Origin of the sequence: Woeseia oceani (genome assembly GCF_001677435.1) — a bacterium.
Taxonomy (GTDB): domain Bacteria; phylum Pseudomonadota; class Gammaproteobacteria; order Steroidobacterales; family Woeseiaceae; genus Woeseia; species Woeseia oceani.
Genome location: NZ_CP016268.1, coordinates 1,942,581 through 1,955,637, shown reverse-complemented (window position 1 = coordinate 1,955,637; position 13,057 = coordinate 1,942,581). Strand labels below are relative to the sequence as shown.

Annotated in this window: 16 protein-coding genes; 5 read left to right on the top strand and 11 right to left on the bottom strand. The window is 57.9% G+C overall.

From position 1 onward, the window contains the following. Positions 1–26: 26 nt before the first annotated feature. Genes BA177_RS08675 through BA177_RS08660 form a run of 4 tightly spaced genes read right to left on the bottom strand, consistent with a single transcriptional unit; the run spans position 27 to position 2,140 of the window. The gene (locus tag BA177_RS08675; protein WP_068615449.1) at positions 27–437 is read right to left on the bottom strand and encodes a hypothetical protein; all 411 of its coding nucleotides are present in this window, start codon (positions 435–437) and stop codon (positions 27–29) included. A gap of 13 nt (positions 438–450) precedes the next feature. Further along, complete coding sequence (gene queE / locus BA177_RS08670; protein ID WP_068615447.1) at positions 451–1,092, bottom strand: 7-carboxy-7-deazaguanine synthase; 642 nt, start codon at positions 1,090–1,092, stop codon at positions 451–453. Then, positions 1,089–1,766 (bottom strand): 7-cyano-7-deazaguanine synthase QueC, encoded by a 678-nt coding sequence (gene queC / locus BA177_RS08665; protein ID WP_068619131.1) that lies wholly within the window; start codon positions 1,764–1,766, stop codon positions 1,089–1,091. Before queC ends, queE begins: the two co-directional genes overlap by 4 nt. Before the next feature lie 11 nt (positions 1,767–1,777). After that, complete coding sequence (locus BA177_RS08660) at positions 1,778–2,140, bottom strand: hypothetical protein (RefSeq protein ID WP_068615445.1); 363 nt, start codon at positions 2,138–2,140, stop codon at positions 1,778–1,780. Between the two features lie 19 nt (positions 2,141–2,159). Between BA177_RS08660 and BA177_RS08655 the strand changes: the two genes are divergently transcribed. Both BA177_RS08655 and BA177_RS08650 read left to right on the top strand, forming a co-directional pair. After that, positions 2,160–2,897, top strand: a complete 738-nt coding sequence (locus BA177_RS08655; RefSeq protein WP_068615442.1) for a hypothetical protein — start codon at positions 2,160–2,162, stop codon at positions 2,895–2,897. A 55-nt stretch (positions 2,898–2,952) separates the two neighbouring features. After that, positions 2,953–3,411, top strand: coding sequence for a nuclear transport factor 2 family protein (locus BA177_RS08650; protein ID WP_068615440.1), 459 nt, complete (start codon positions 2,953–2,955; stop codon positions 3,409–3,411). Between the two features lie 2 nt (positions 3,412–3,413). Here BA177_RS08650 and BA177_RS08645 read toward each other — a convergent pair whose 3' ends face one another. Both BA177_RS08645 and BA177_RS18580 read right to left on the bottom strand, forming a co-directional pair. After that, positions 3,414–4,361 carry a DMT family transporter gene (locus BA177_RS08645; RefSeq protein WP_068615438.1) on the bottom strand — a complete coding sequence of 316 codons (948 nt, stop codon included), beginning with the start codon at positions 4,359–4,361 and terminating at the stop codon, positions 3,414–3,416. 12 nt (positions 4,362–4,373) lie between these two features. Next, complete coding sequence (locus BA177_RS18580; protein WP_156762752.1) at positions 4,374–4,565, bottom strand: hypothetical protein; 192 nt, start codon at positions 4,563–4,565, stop codon at positions 4,374–4,376. Positions 4,566–4,666: 101 nt separating this feature from the next. Here BA177_RS18580 and BA177_RS08640 point away from each other — a divergent pair, with 101 nt between their 5' ends. Continuing rightward, entirely contained in the window at positions 4,667–6,121 is a 1,455-nt protein-coding gene (locus BA177_RS08640; protein WP_068615435.1) for an aminotransferase-like domain-containing protein, read from the top strand. Positions 6,122–6,255: 134 nt separating this feature from the next. Next, positions 6,256–7,971 carry a DUF3300 domain-containing protein gene (locus BA177_RS08635; RefSeq protein WP_197493396.1) on the top strand — a complete coding sequence of 572 codons (1,716 nt, stop codon included), beginning with the start codon at positions 6,256–6,258 and terminating at the stop codon, positions 7,969–7,971. Positions 7,972–7,988: 17 nt separating this feature from the next. Here BA177_RS08635 and BA177_RS18575 read toward each other — a convergent pair whose 3' ends face one another. Genes BA177_RS18575 through BA177_RS08625 form a run of 3 tightly spaced genes read right to left on the bottom strand, consistent with a single transcriptional unit; the run spans position 7,989 to position 9,249 of the window. Beyond that, positions 7,989–8,141: a hypothetical protein gene (locus BA177_RS18575; protein ID WP_156762751.1), complete on the bottom strand. Its 153-nt coding sequence runs from the start codon at positions 8,139–8,141 to the stop codon at positions 7,989–7,991. Between the two features lie 22 nt (positions 8,142–8,163). Then, the gene (locus BA177_RS08630; protein ID WP_068615431.1) at positions 8,164–8,340 is read right to left on the bottom strand and encodes an Arc family DNA-binding protein; all 177 of its coding nucleotides are present in this window, start codon (positions 8,338–8,340) and stop codon (positions 8,164–8,166) included. A 39-nt stretch (positions 8,341–8,379) separates the two neighbouring features. Then, on the bottom strand, positions 8,380–9,249 hold the full coding sequence (locus BA177_RS08625; protein WP_068615428.1) for an SPFH domain-containing protein: 870 nt from the start codon (positions 9,247–9,249) through the stop codon (positions 8,380–8,382). 229 nt (positions 9,250–9,478) lie between these two features. Between BA177_RS08625 and BA177_RS08620 the strand changes: the two genes are divergently transcribed. Continuing rightward, a complete protein-coding gene (locus BA177_RS08620; RefSeq protein WP_068615426.1) occupies positions 9,479–10,969 on the top strand; it encodes a pyridoxal phosphate-dependent decarboxylase family protein in 1,491 nt (496 codons plus the stop codon). A gap of 6 nt (positions 10,970–10,975) precedes the next feature. Here BA177_RS08620 and BA177_RS08615 read toward each other — a convergent pair whose 3' ends face one another. Both BA177_RS08615 and BA177_RS08610 read right to left on the bottom strand, forming a co-directional pair. Then, the gene (locus BA177_RS08615) at positions 10,976–12,322 is read right to left on the bottom strand and encodes a HAMP domain-containing sensor histidine kinase (RefSeq protein WP_082989993.1); all 1,347 of its coding nucleotides are present in this window, start codon (positions 12,320–12,322) and stop codon (positions 10,976–10,978) included. Beyond that, entirely contained in the window at positions 12,315–13,010 is a 696-nt protein-coding gene (locus BA177_RS08610) for a response regulator transcription factor (RefSeq protein WP_068615422.1), read from the bottom strand. The genes BA177_RS08615 and BA177_RS08610 overlap by 8 nt, the downstream gene beginning before the upstream one ends. Positions 13,011–13,057 lie beyond the last annotated feature (47 nt).

The window sequence follows — 13,057 nt, the reverse complement described above, 5'->3', positions numbered from 1 at the left end:
TTTTTGCGGTCAGGGCCTGGCCGGAACTATTTCGTCGTGAAAACCGGGTCGACGGCTGCAATGGAAACCAGATCGGGCGAGCTGTCCTGGACATCCAGTGCGATTAATCCATGTTGCTTGTTCAATGTCATCAGCCAGGGGTGCCAACGCATTTCGTTGTCGCGGCGGTAGTGCCCGGATACTTGCCAGCCGTCGTCAGTCGGATAGATATAGACTTTGCCGACCTTGCGATCTGGCGCTACCGGGTCGACGAGATCCACGGTGCGTTCCCTGCCGACATAGGACAGCAGTATCTCCCGTGCGGCCATGACCACCTGCTCTTCCTGCCGCCTTTGTTCTTTCGGCAAGGGGTCAGTAATTCGCTGGTAAGAATACATGGCAAGCAACAGCCCGAAGCCAATTGCCACTATGCGACTGACGACCCGGTGGTTCAGCATTTGCAAACAGGCCTCACGGTATACCAATGATTTTGTGCGTCTGCAGACTCAGTTTCCACCGCGGATTGCGTAGACAATACTCCGTTGCCAGGCGCGTATTGGCGGCGCGTTCAGGACTGTCCATGGGCTGCAGATAGAAATGTTCAAACGCCATCTTCTCAAATTGATCGGGTTGAGCTGACAATTCTGCTTGCGGGTATACCAGTTTCAGTTCGTTGCCACGCGTTTGCACCACAGTCGCTCCCGCTTTGGGACTGACGCAAATCCAGTCAACCTGTTTCGGCACCGGCAAGGTACCGTTGGTTTCCACGCCGACTTCGAATCCCCTGGCGTGTAACGCGTCTATCGCCGCAACATCCAGTTGCAGCATCGGTTCCCCGCCAGTACAGACCACGTAGCGCTGGCCACCGGCGTCCGTCGGCCAACAGCGCATGACGGCATCGCCCAAAGTATCCGCATCGACAAATTTGCCACCACCTTCACCGTCGGTGCCAACGAAATCGGTATCACAAAACCGGCACACGGCGCGTTCGCGATCTTTTTCCCGTCCAGACCACAAATTGCAGCCCGCAAAACGAAGAAAGACTGCGGCCCGTCCGGCATGCGCACCTTCACCCTGCAAGGTGAAAAACAGTTCTTTGACCGAATACGTCACGACGCGACTAGCGGGTCAGCGATACCCGCCTCAGCGAAACCGCGGGCACGCAAAATGCAGGCCGGACACTCCCCGCAGGGAGGACGAACACCGTTGTAGCAAGTATGGGTATCCGCCATAGCCTCCAGCGCACCTTCGTCTCTGGCAAGCAGAACCGTTTCCTTCTTGGACAAGTGCATCAACGGCGTGTGGATTGTGACCTCGGTTTCCATGCCCAGTCGCAGCGCTGACTGCAATGCCGCAATGGTTTCTTCGCGGCAATCCGGATAACCGCTGTAGTCCGTCTGGGCAACGCCCGTAACCAGGTGATGGATCCCCCGTTGCCAGGCAAAAGCCGCCGCCGCGGTCAGGAACAGCAGGTTTCGACCGGGCACAAACGAATTTGGCAAGCCCGTCTCCGGCTCTGCCTCAGCACCAACGGCGATACTCGAGTCTGTCAGCGAATTGCCGCCCAGTGCAGCCAATGTATTCATGGGAATAAGCACCTGCGGTACCCCCGCCCTGGCGGCGATACGTTCAGCACACTGCAATTCGATCCTGTGCCGCTGACCATAGTCAAAGGAGATGCACTGAACCTCGCCGAATCGCGCCAACGCCCAGTAGAGGCAGGTAGTCGAGTCCTGCCCACCCGACAAAACAACCAGGGCATGCTCGCGCTTGAATTCGTTTTCCAGAGCCACGATCGTTATTTCCGGAAGAGGTCTTCGGCAGCCTGGCGGGCCGGGTCGTGTTCTTCATTCGACAGCGAACCATCGCCAAACAACGAGTCCAAAGCCGCGTTCGCGCTCGCCGCCGGATCAGTGTCGGCCGCGACGTACCGACCCGGTGCCGGCGCAAACCAGTCGCAGAAGTTCGCGTTCACTTTGTTCATCACTTCCTCGGCATCGTCTTCGCGGCACTGGCGAGCGACACCCCGGTCGAAGTGCTGGCACATCCTGCAAACATGCACATAGTGCCCGCACGACGGACACTGGTCCTGACGCGACAACGGCAGGCTCAGCGCCTCAAGCGCAGCGCCACAGCGATAACACTGGAGAATATCGGTCATTCTGTCGCTCGCGGATCAAATGTCCGGCAAGTATACCCGCACCAGCCCGGTGATGAGCCATGACGGGCGGCAACAAAGCGCAAAGCAAGGTAAAGTTGCGCCCATGAAAATCCAGTCACCCTCCGGAAGCCTGCTGCATATGAAAGACCGGCGTATTGGCATGCTTGCCGTACTGACAACCAGCCTGCTGCTCACCAGTTGTTCTACCGCTCCGCCCTTGTTGAACAGCGAACGTATCGAATCCCGGTTCGGCAACTACTTCGTCCGGGTCATGTATCAGGACGAGCAGTGGCGCATGAGCAGCCTCGAAAGCACTGATGACAGTGGCCCGGTCACCCGCACAATGGCCGTGGTTCGTTACGCTGACGATCTGCCAGACGCGCTACTGGAGCCGCATCGAACGATCGTGGCCGGCGGCTCGATCGGGGCAACGTTTCGCAACGCTGGCTGGGCCATTCGCAAGTCCGGCACGTACATAGGACCATTCGATCTGGCAGCCCACGACACAACCGTCGGTGCACTGATGAAACTGCCGGAGCCGAAAGACATAGCCCTGCATACCTATGATTTCGTAGTATCGCGCGACGGTCAGGACTACAGGTACGCAAGCATTGTTGAGCTCCACCATCCGGATTACCTGTCAGCGCATGAATTGCAAACCATTTACGGACCGTCGACGTTTTCGACCGAGGTGGCCACGCTGTTGTCAGCCTTGCAGGCAACACTCCGCCACAAAGCGCCCTATTTGGTCCGCTGAGCAAATGCGACTACACTCGGCTCAGGCTCCCGAGTTCCGTCAAGAGGATCGTGTGATGCATACCACGTACAAGCTTAGCGCCCTGCTGTATACCCTTCTGCTGTTCGCTGCATTACCGGCGGAAGCCCAGAGCAGCGATGATGAAGTTGCGGTGTGGGCAATGGTTGAACAGCAGTGGCGTGCCGAGAAGCGCGGCGACAAGGATTGGGTCGATGAATTGTTGTCTGCCGATTTTGTCGGCTGGCCAACGGACTCGCCGGCTCCTCGCAACAAAGCGTCAACCCGCCTGTGGAATGAATTCAACTCGAGACAATCCGAGCTGCTTGAGTTCGAGTTATACCCGCAGGCGATCGTCATCCACGGTGATATGGCCGTGGTGCATTACCTTTACACTGCCGCAAATAAAGTCAAAGGCGGTGATGTCGAGTTCAGTAGTGGGCGTTACAGCGACATCCTCGTGCGTTCAGACAACGGCTGGCGCTTCGTCGCCTGGCACGGTGGCAACGACAAATAGGCTCAGATCAGTGGCGGTTTCGGTGCCCGTGATTGCGGCGCTGTCAGTGGCGGCGCCGACGAATCCGGTGCCGCAGGCCTTTTTCTCGCGCGCAATACGAAGACATTGCCGGCCAATACCAGCAGCGTACCTGTCAACAGACTGGCACTGATGTTCAGGCCCTCGAACAAGACTGACAACGTTAGCGCAACCACCGGGAACAAGACGGTGGCATAGCCCGCCTTGTGTGCGCCTATTCTTCCCAGCAACGTCAGGTAAGCACCAAACGCGACTATCGAGCCAATCACGGCCAGGTAAATAAGCGATACCAGGTACGCGGGACGCCAGTCAAAGACAAACCCACTGTCCATGCTCAATGCGATCAGCCCTGTAAACAGAGCGCCGTATGCCATGCCCCAGGCGTTCGACTGCAAAATCGGCAGGCCGCGACTTTGCGCATCCTGGGACACCATATTGCCGAACGAAGCGAGCAACGCACCAAGCAACGCGATGAGCGTACCGTAGACTGTCGCGTCGTTGAGACTGAGGGCCTCTATCTGCGGATAGAAGATCACGACAATGCCGGCGATACCCAGCAAGGAGCCACCGATCGCTCGCCAGTCGCTCCTCGCGCCGAAAAACAGCCGCGCGTTGATCATGTTCATCCACAGCATGGTCGAGAACACGATGGCCGCAAATGCAGACGTCACAAACACCTGCGCGCGGTACGCAAGTACGTAATTAAGGCTGAACATCAGCAGGCCCAGCAACATGAATCGCAGGTGTGCCGCAGCACCGAATCGCAGACGTTTGCGCCCACGGTAACACCACGCGAACAGCAACCCGGAGGCCAGGACATAGCGGTAAAAGACGGACACTTCTGTTGCCACCACACCGAGCTGGAACTCGATGGCAAGCCAGGTCGAGCCCCAGATAAGGACTGTCAGTGTGTACAGTAAAGTGTTGTTCACCCGATGTTTCCGTTAAGGCTTGTCGCAGCCGTCCAGTTTGCAATAGGCATCCCGCAACAGGCGAGCGTTAAATTCGCGATACCGGTGCATCCGGATCGCCGGCGACAGCAAGCCACGCAGTGCCTGTCGCCACGAAATCCGTTGAAAGGTGCCCAGCTTCGCCACCATGGCCGCTTGCTCGCAGTTGCACACCGTTGTGTTCATTCAAGTTCTCCTCGCCCCGGCGGGGCCAGACCGTGCTTGACTATAAGCTGCGGGTGAAGCTATAACAGATGCAGTTTTTCTAAAATGTCAGGTGAACAGTAATGCTCGCGGTCGACAAGCAGAACGGGGACTTTCTTTACCGTCAGGTTATCGACCTGATCACCGATAAAATCGAAACCGGAACCCTGCGTCCAGGCGACCGATTACCGTCACTGCGACGCATGAGCGAGCAGATCGGCGTGAGTGTACCGACCGTCCGCCAGGCCTACATAGAACTCGAGCGTCAGCGCCGGGTGCAGTCGCGACCGCAGTCTGGCTTTTACGTCCGCGCCCGTGCGGCCAACGAACTCGTCCGGCCGAGCCCCGCGTTCCGGCCAGCGGCAAAGCCCACCCCCGTGGCCTGCCGTTCGCTGATTGAACGGGTGTTTGACGGCCTGTACAGCACCCGGCTTGTGCCACTCGGTATCGCCAACCCAACCATGGCCCGACCGGCCGCGAAAAGTCTCAATCGCACGATGAAACGGGTCATGGCAAGGACTGACGGTCGTGTTCTGAGTTACGCCCATACGCTGGGTGACCCCGGCCTGCGCCGGCAGATCGCCTATCGTTACCTCGACACAATCGGCAGCGACGTCAACACCGACGAAATCTGTATTACGAACGGCGGTCAGGAAGCGCTGCTGCTCGCACTGAAAGCCGTCGCCGAACCGGGCGATGTGATAGCCGTCGAATCGCCTTGCTATCACGGCCTGCTGGAGCTGATTGACAGTCTCGGGATGTTGGCGATCGAAGTGGAGACCTGCCCCAAGGAAGGTGTGCAGCTCGAAGCGCTCGAGAAAACGCTCAGTGCACATTCGGTCAAGGCCTGCATATTTGCGACGACTCTAAGCAATCCGCTGGGGGTCACCATGCCTGACGATCATCGCCGGGAACTCGTGCACATGATCGAGCGTCACCACATCACATTGATCGAGGACGATGTTTACGGCGATCTTCGTTTCGATGGTTTTCGCCCCAAGCCCGCAGAATTCCATTCCCGCCAGGGCCGGGTACTGACCTGCGGCTCATTCTCCAAAACGGCCGCGCCCGGGTATCGCATTGGATGGTTGCTCGCCGGCCGCTACACGGCAGAGATCGAGCGCCTGAAACGCTCGTTCTCATGCTCGTCCGGGCTACTGCAACAACTGACCTTGAGCGAGTTTCTGGCCAGTGGCGACTACGATCGCTACCTGAAGGCTTTGCGGCCGGTACTGCAATGCAATGCCGAACGGATGGCAGCACTTATCGCCGAGTACTTTCCGGCGGAAACCCGAACGTCGCAACCGGTCGGCGGTTCCGTATTGTGGCTGGAGCTGCCACGTACTGTCGATTCAGAGGAGCTGTTTGACCGTGCAGTCGCGCAGGGAATCAGTATCGCCCCTGGATTGATTTTCTCACCGCGGACCCGCTACCGGAATTTCGTCCGATTGAGTTTTGGGCATCCATGGTCCGAGGCCATCGAAACATCGATACGCTGGCTGGGCAGCGAAGTGCGCGCAAGTCTGCGGGCGGCCTGACGCGGATGACGGACCTCTGGCTCATGGAAACAATGACTTAGCTCACAACCGCCGGTTAAGGCCGCGTTCAGGTTCGCGCCAGTACACTTTGCGCTACATTCGGAGCTGCGCCTGTGCTCCACATGGAGAACGCGATGACTAGCCAAACGATTACTCAATCACTGCCACTGCGACTGATAGCGCTGTCCTGCCTGCTGTTCGCGGCCGGCCTGGCCTGCGCACAAACGCCAGTGGACGACGATGGCAATCCGATCGGCACGGTCTACAGTGACGATTCGGGCAATGAATCTGTCGCAGCAACGCTCTCGCAGGAAGAGTTAGAGACCCTGGTCGGCCCGATCGCCTTGTACCCTGACGACTTGCTGGCGGTTGTTCTGCCGGCCTCGACATACCCGCTGGAAATAGTGCAGGCCGCCCGTTTTCTCGATGACCTTGAAAATGACAGCAGCCTGAAGCCGGACGACAGCTGGGATGACTCTGTGGTCGCGCTGCTCAATTACCCTGAAGTCGTCGAAATGATGAGTGACGATCTCGACTGGACCTGGCGTCTTGGCGAGGCCGTCGTTGCACAACAAAATGACGTCGTTGCCGCTGTCGAAGCGTTTCGCGACCGCGCATACGCCGCGGGCAACCTCCAGTCGGACGACCGTCAGCGTGTGACCCGCACCGGCACCACCATCGAGATCGAGCCGGTTGATGACGATGTCATTTACGTTCCGTACTACGAACCGGAGGTCGTTGTGCTGCGGCAGCCGGTACGCGCTTATTACTATTACCCACGCGCCTACCCGGTCTACTACTACCCTTACCCGGCAGGCTACCACTTCAATTCCGGTGCGTTTTGGGGCGTAACCACCGCTTTTCAGATAGGCTGGTCCAGCCACTATCTGCACGTCCAGCACCATAGTTACCATGGTCACCCTTACTACGGCTGGAATTACTACGACCGTTATTATTGGCGGCGTCCCAGCATCCAGGTCTTCCATACCTATTACGGGCGCAACAGCCACAGCAACAGTGGCTACCGCAACCGGCATGGTGACTATTGGCGACCCCGTCACCGCGGTGGCGCGCGGCCTGGCCATTATGAGTCGCGAACCCGTTACTACTCAGATCGCCGCCGCAGCTCGAGTAGCGATGGTTATGCACGGCGTGAGCAAGCTGCGCAGGCAAACCAGCCACAACGCCGGAACAATACGCAGGCGGCCAGGCGCGATCCGGGCACGCGTGCTAGCAACCGGCGCGCGGATCTTGTTGAACGTCGAACAAGCAATCCGGCTACCCGTCGCAGCAGCGAAGACAGCGCAATTCGCTTCCGCTCCCGCAGCCCAGCCGACAATGCGCGTATTCGAAACGGCGACCAGACTGTCCGCCGACAGTCCCCGGCGACACAGTCCGGTGACACCCGTCGACCGTCAGCTGCTCCACGCGAAAATCGTGGATCCGCAACGACTGAAAGGCGCAACAGCAATTCGGCAATTGCGCAGCGCAGGAATGTAGCGGCCCGGGAAAGCCAACGTTCAGTGGTACGACAGCGCAATACGGCGACCCCGGCCCCGTTGGTCCGTTCACGTACACAAAGTGAAAGAAACGCCGTAACTCGCTCAACATCGCGCCCGGACGTTACTCGTCGAGAGCGGCCGAGTGGCCCGGCACGGGCTGAAACATCCCGCAGTTCCAGCAGAGCCCAAGCGCCCCGTCAGCGGGCGCAACCAGTGCAGCGGCAGAATCCACAGCCGCGCGCGCAACCGGTCCAGCGACAAAGCCAGCCGCAAAGAAGCAACAGCGCCAAACCGGCGCGTAGCAACCGGTCACAGAGTGAGCGTGGCAATCGGCAGCGAAACCAGTGAGATAAACCGCCTTGTGTTCAGTCGCGGTTCTGCTCAGACGGGGTGCCATTGGCGCCCCGTTTGCTATCTGCCTTCCTTTTACCGTCGGCAGTAAGCTCCCAGGCTATGAACGCGATGGCGCCGCAAATTAGCAGAGCGAGAAAAATGATGATCAATGAGAGCAGGTTCATGTTGGCATCCTACCACTAGCCATCAATCCGCTTTGGTGTTGCTATCCGGCTTCGGAAGGCGGCCTTGCTTGCGCAGCGACTCCCGTAATACAAACTCAATCTGGGCATTGAGGCTACGCAAATCATCGTTCGCCCATCGTTGCATCGCCTCAAGTATCTTTTCATCGATACGCAATGCAAACGCTTTGCGCGAACTCATTGCAGTAACACCGCTGACGTAAGGTTTACGATATCCATGTCACGTATAAAGTGACCCGGTGTTCAGAACCGGCTGGGCATTCTCTTCACTGCACAGCACGACCAGCAGATTGCTGACCATGGCCGCCTTGCGCTCGTCATCGAGATTAACGATCTGCTTGGCGTCCAGTTGCTCAAGAGCCATGTCGACCATCCCTACCGCACCCGCGACTATTTGTGTTCTGGCAGCAATGATGGCCGACGCCTGCTGCCGTCGCAGCATCGCGTGAGCAATTTCCGGGGCGTACGCCAAATGGCTGATACGAGCCTCAATCACTGCAACACCGGCTTGTTCGAGGCGGCTCTGAATTTCACCGCGCAGTGCATTTGCGACTTCCTGTGGGTCGCTGCGTAGTGCCAGGCCCTCGCCCTCGTGCGGTTCGTAGGGGTAGGAGGTTGACAGGTCACGAAGCGCCGATTCGCTTTGGATGTGAACAAACTCTTCGTAGTCATCCACTTCAAACATCGCCTCGGCGGTGTCGACCACTTTCCAGACGACCACCGCCGCAATTTCGATCGGGCTACCCTGCGAATCGTTGACCTTCAGTTTGCCGCTTTCGAAATTGCGTACGCGCGTCGACACGCGGCTTTTGGCGTAGAACGGGTTTGCCCAGCGGAGACCTGAGTCGCGTACGGTTCCGGAGTACTTACCGAATAACTGCAGAACCTTGGCCTCGTTCGGATGCACCATGAAAAAGCCCACCCAGCACACGAGCACGACCAGAATGGACAAGGCCGCGAACAGGCAAGCGACCAGCGACTGCGCCGTGACGGCCGAGAACAAGCCGTAGAACGTGGCGATTTGTGCCAGTGCGAGCACCACCAGCATCACATAACCGGAGCGGGCCTGACGAACGATTTCACGATTCATGAACGTCTCCTATCACATTATTTCGATATCATTATGATATCAGTCCTGCGCGTTTGTCAATGATTATCAGGATCGGCACCGCGACGTAAGCCGGTCGAAACCCGCCGCATCGCGACAGCGGAGCCCCTGCTCCTCCAGATCTGTTCAAGAGTGGCGGCGCATGCTTTGTGTATTGCGTACGGCAGCAGCTCGTTGATACTTCAAGCTGGTTCGCCACCGAGCATCAAGCATGAACGCAGAATCTGGCCAGAACCCGTACACCGCCGTGGAAACCTCACTCGATCCCGCTGACTGGGAAGACTTCCGTGCGTTGGCGCACAACGCTGTAGACGACCTTACTGACTACCTGCAGAACGTCGCCACGCGTCCTGTCTGGCAGCCTTTGCCAGCTGCCAGCAGCGCACACTTCAAAGAACCCGTGCCGCGCGCGGGCCACGGTGCGGCCGGCGTGTACGAACAGATACGTGAGCACATCCTGCCGTACCCAACCGGCAACATTCACCCCCGCTTCTGGAGCTGGGTGGGGGGCACCGGCACAGCCAATCAATTGATAGCCGACATGGTCATCTCAACGATGAACTCCTGCTCGCTCGGCTTTGACGAGGCCGCGTCGTCTCACGTTGAATTGCAGGTCATCAACTGGCTCAAGGAATTGCTCGACTACCCTACAACCGCGAGCGGCTTGCTGGTCAGCGGCGGCTCCATGGCGAACCTTGTCGGACTGGCCGTGGCCCGCAATGCGAGAGCAAACTACGACGTTCGCACTGCAGGTATCGATATTCAGGAACACCCGCGGTTAATTTACTACGCTTCAAGCGAGGCACACTCGAGCATTGCGAAGGCCATCGAGTTACTGGGACTTGGTAAGGAATCCTTGCGAACCCTGCCGGTTCTCGACGACTACACTATCGATCTCAACGCACTCGAACGCGCCATTCACGACGACCAGGCGGCCGGACACCGGCCCGCCTGCATCATCGGCAATGCTGGCACAGTCAATACCGGCGCCACCGATCCACTGCCGGAACTCGCGGATATCGCGGAGCAAGAAAACCTCTGGCTGCATGTCGATGGCGCATTCGGTGCGTTCATTCGGATGAGCCCCGCCTATGCGTCCATGGCCGAAGGACTCGAGCGCGCCGACTCTGTCGCATTCGATCTGCACAAATGGCTGTACGTGCAGTACAACTGTGGCGGTGTGCTGATACGGGATGAGAAATTGCACCGCAACACCTTTTCCTCCCTGCCAACTTACCTCCGGAAACTGGATCGCGGCCTTGCCGCCGGCCCGCTGAATTTCTCAGAATTTGGTGTGCAGTTGTCGCGTTCATTCGTTGCCCTTCGCGCCTGGATGGCGTTGAAAAGTGAGGGCGCCGACCGTTACGCACAGCAAATTTCGCAGAACGTGCTACAGGCGCGCTACCTGGAGGCGCTGATCAACCGCCATAGCGAGTTGCAGTTGCTCGCACCTACCGCGATGAACATCGTCAATTTTCGCTATTTCGACGCAACGTATGACAACGACAAACTGAATGCTTTGAACCAGGAGATTTTAATGCGGCTGCATGAAGATGGCATTGCGGCGCCATCATCGACCGTTCTGCGGGAACGCTTTTCATTGCGGGTCGCGATTTGCAATCACCGCAGCACACGCGCGGATTTCGAGGCACTGGTAAACGCAGTCCTGCAATTCGGCCGCGAACGGCGGCGCTGCACTTGACAACAATCAGCCCGGCAGTGTGACTACAAAGGCTGCTCCTGCCACGTACTCCCGGTCAAGCGTGAGCCGACCGCCGTGCGCACGCGCGACCAATGTCGCAAGGTACAAACCGAGACCACTGCCACCCGTATGCCGGGTTCGCGACGGATCGCCGCGAAAGAAAGGCTCGCCAATAAAGTCCCGCTGTTCTTCGGGTATTCCCGGACCCCGGTCCTGAACACGAATTACCACTGAATCACTACGAACCTCCACCGAAACCTCGATTGCACCGGCGCTTTCGTCGGAATACCGCAACGCATTGCTTAGCAGGTTCTTCAACAGCAACACGACGCGCGCTTCGTCTATGCGCACGGGGCGGGACATACCCGAGTAGGAAACTCTGATACGGCCTTTATCGCGGGTGAAAAAGTCATCGAGCAATTGTTGAATCACAACGTTGATATCGCATTCTTCAAGATGCAATGCCGCATGCCGGCTGTTCAGGTGCTCTGCCTCCAGGAGAGTGACAATGATCTTCTCCATTTCGACTATATCGGCACGCATGCCGTCCGCATCGGTTGCCCCGCCCTCCTGATCGGCGAGCAACTCAACAGCAAGGCGCATTCGCGATAGTGGCGTTCGCAGTTCGTGACTGATACCCAGCAAGAGCTGCCGTTTCGCATCAAGCATGCCGCGGACGTCGGCCGCCATGTTATTGATATCTTCAGCCAGATCACCGAGCTGATCCTTCCGCACGTTCTCAATCCGTTCGTCAAACCGGCCCTGGCCAATACGTGCTGCACCGCGCCGAATAGTACTGATCGGGCGAAACAACCAGCGAACGGCAAAATAGGCGAGCACAACCAAGGACACGCCAACGCCAACAATTATCGGCATCAGGCTGCGGGTCTGGACCTCGTCCGCTATACGCGGTGACGAAACAATCACGGCATTTTCACCGCGTCGAATGCGCAGGAAGCGGTGCCCATCCAACTCCGCGAACTCTGCATCCCGCAGTTGTCCCAGCAAACGATTCGCCGGGTCACTCAGAACGGCACCACGGTCGAAGGTTAATTCCGACTCTTTGGGAAAGGCGGGGTCTGATGCCCAGTCGATTTCCGGCCCGGTAATGCGTATGTCGACAGGCACCTTGCGGGTGATGCTGATCGCGCGTTCGATTCGCGGAGGATCACCGATGTCATCAAGAACGTAATCGATGTGCAGCGACAAGTGGCCGCCAACGAGCTCGCGAACTTCGTCCGTATCGTAAACCCAACCAACTGCAAGCACGGCGAAGAACACAAAAGAGGCAGCCAGAACAAAGAAGATCCCCAACAACCGGAACGACAAAGAACGCGCCAGGCGTCTAAGCATTCTTCGCCACTCTGCCGACGAACAGGTAGCCGCGCCCCCAGATAGTCTGAATAAAACGCGCAGGTTTGCCGGGATCACGCAACTTGCTGCGCAGTCTACTGATCATGATATCGACCGAGCGGGTCAGAATCGCGGCGTCGATCCCACGCAAGTTGGAGAGTATTTCATCGCGCGATATCTTCTTGCCCGCATTGCTGGCCAACAAGACCAGCAACTCGTATTCCATGGACGTCAACTCGACCTCATCACCATCAACACGAACTGTTCTGGCTTCCTGATCGATGGTTATTCCGTCGAACACCAATTGCTGTTGGCCGCCGGTGTTCGCGGTGGCTCGTCGCAAGATGCTCTGGATTCTCGCAACCAGCTCGCGTGGTTCAAACGGCTTGGCTATATAGTCATCCGCACCGAGCTCCAGGCCTGAAACCCTGTCGATAACATCGCCTCGAGCAGTCAGCATAATGATGGGGATGGAGTCACTCTTGCGGACCTCCCGGCAAATATCGAAACCATCGCGCCCAGGCAGCATCACGTCCAGCAACAGCAGGTCGTAATCTCTGGATTGCAGGAGTTTCAAGCCTTCGTCAGCATCGTAGGCACAATCCAGTTCAATATCAAAGCGCTGCAGATAGTCGCGTAGCAACTTTGAATGCCGTTCGTCGTCGTCTATGAGCAGCAGGCTTTTCATGATCCGATAATACCCGGTTCGACCGGCGGCAACCGCAATATTCAGGC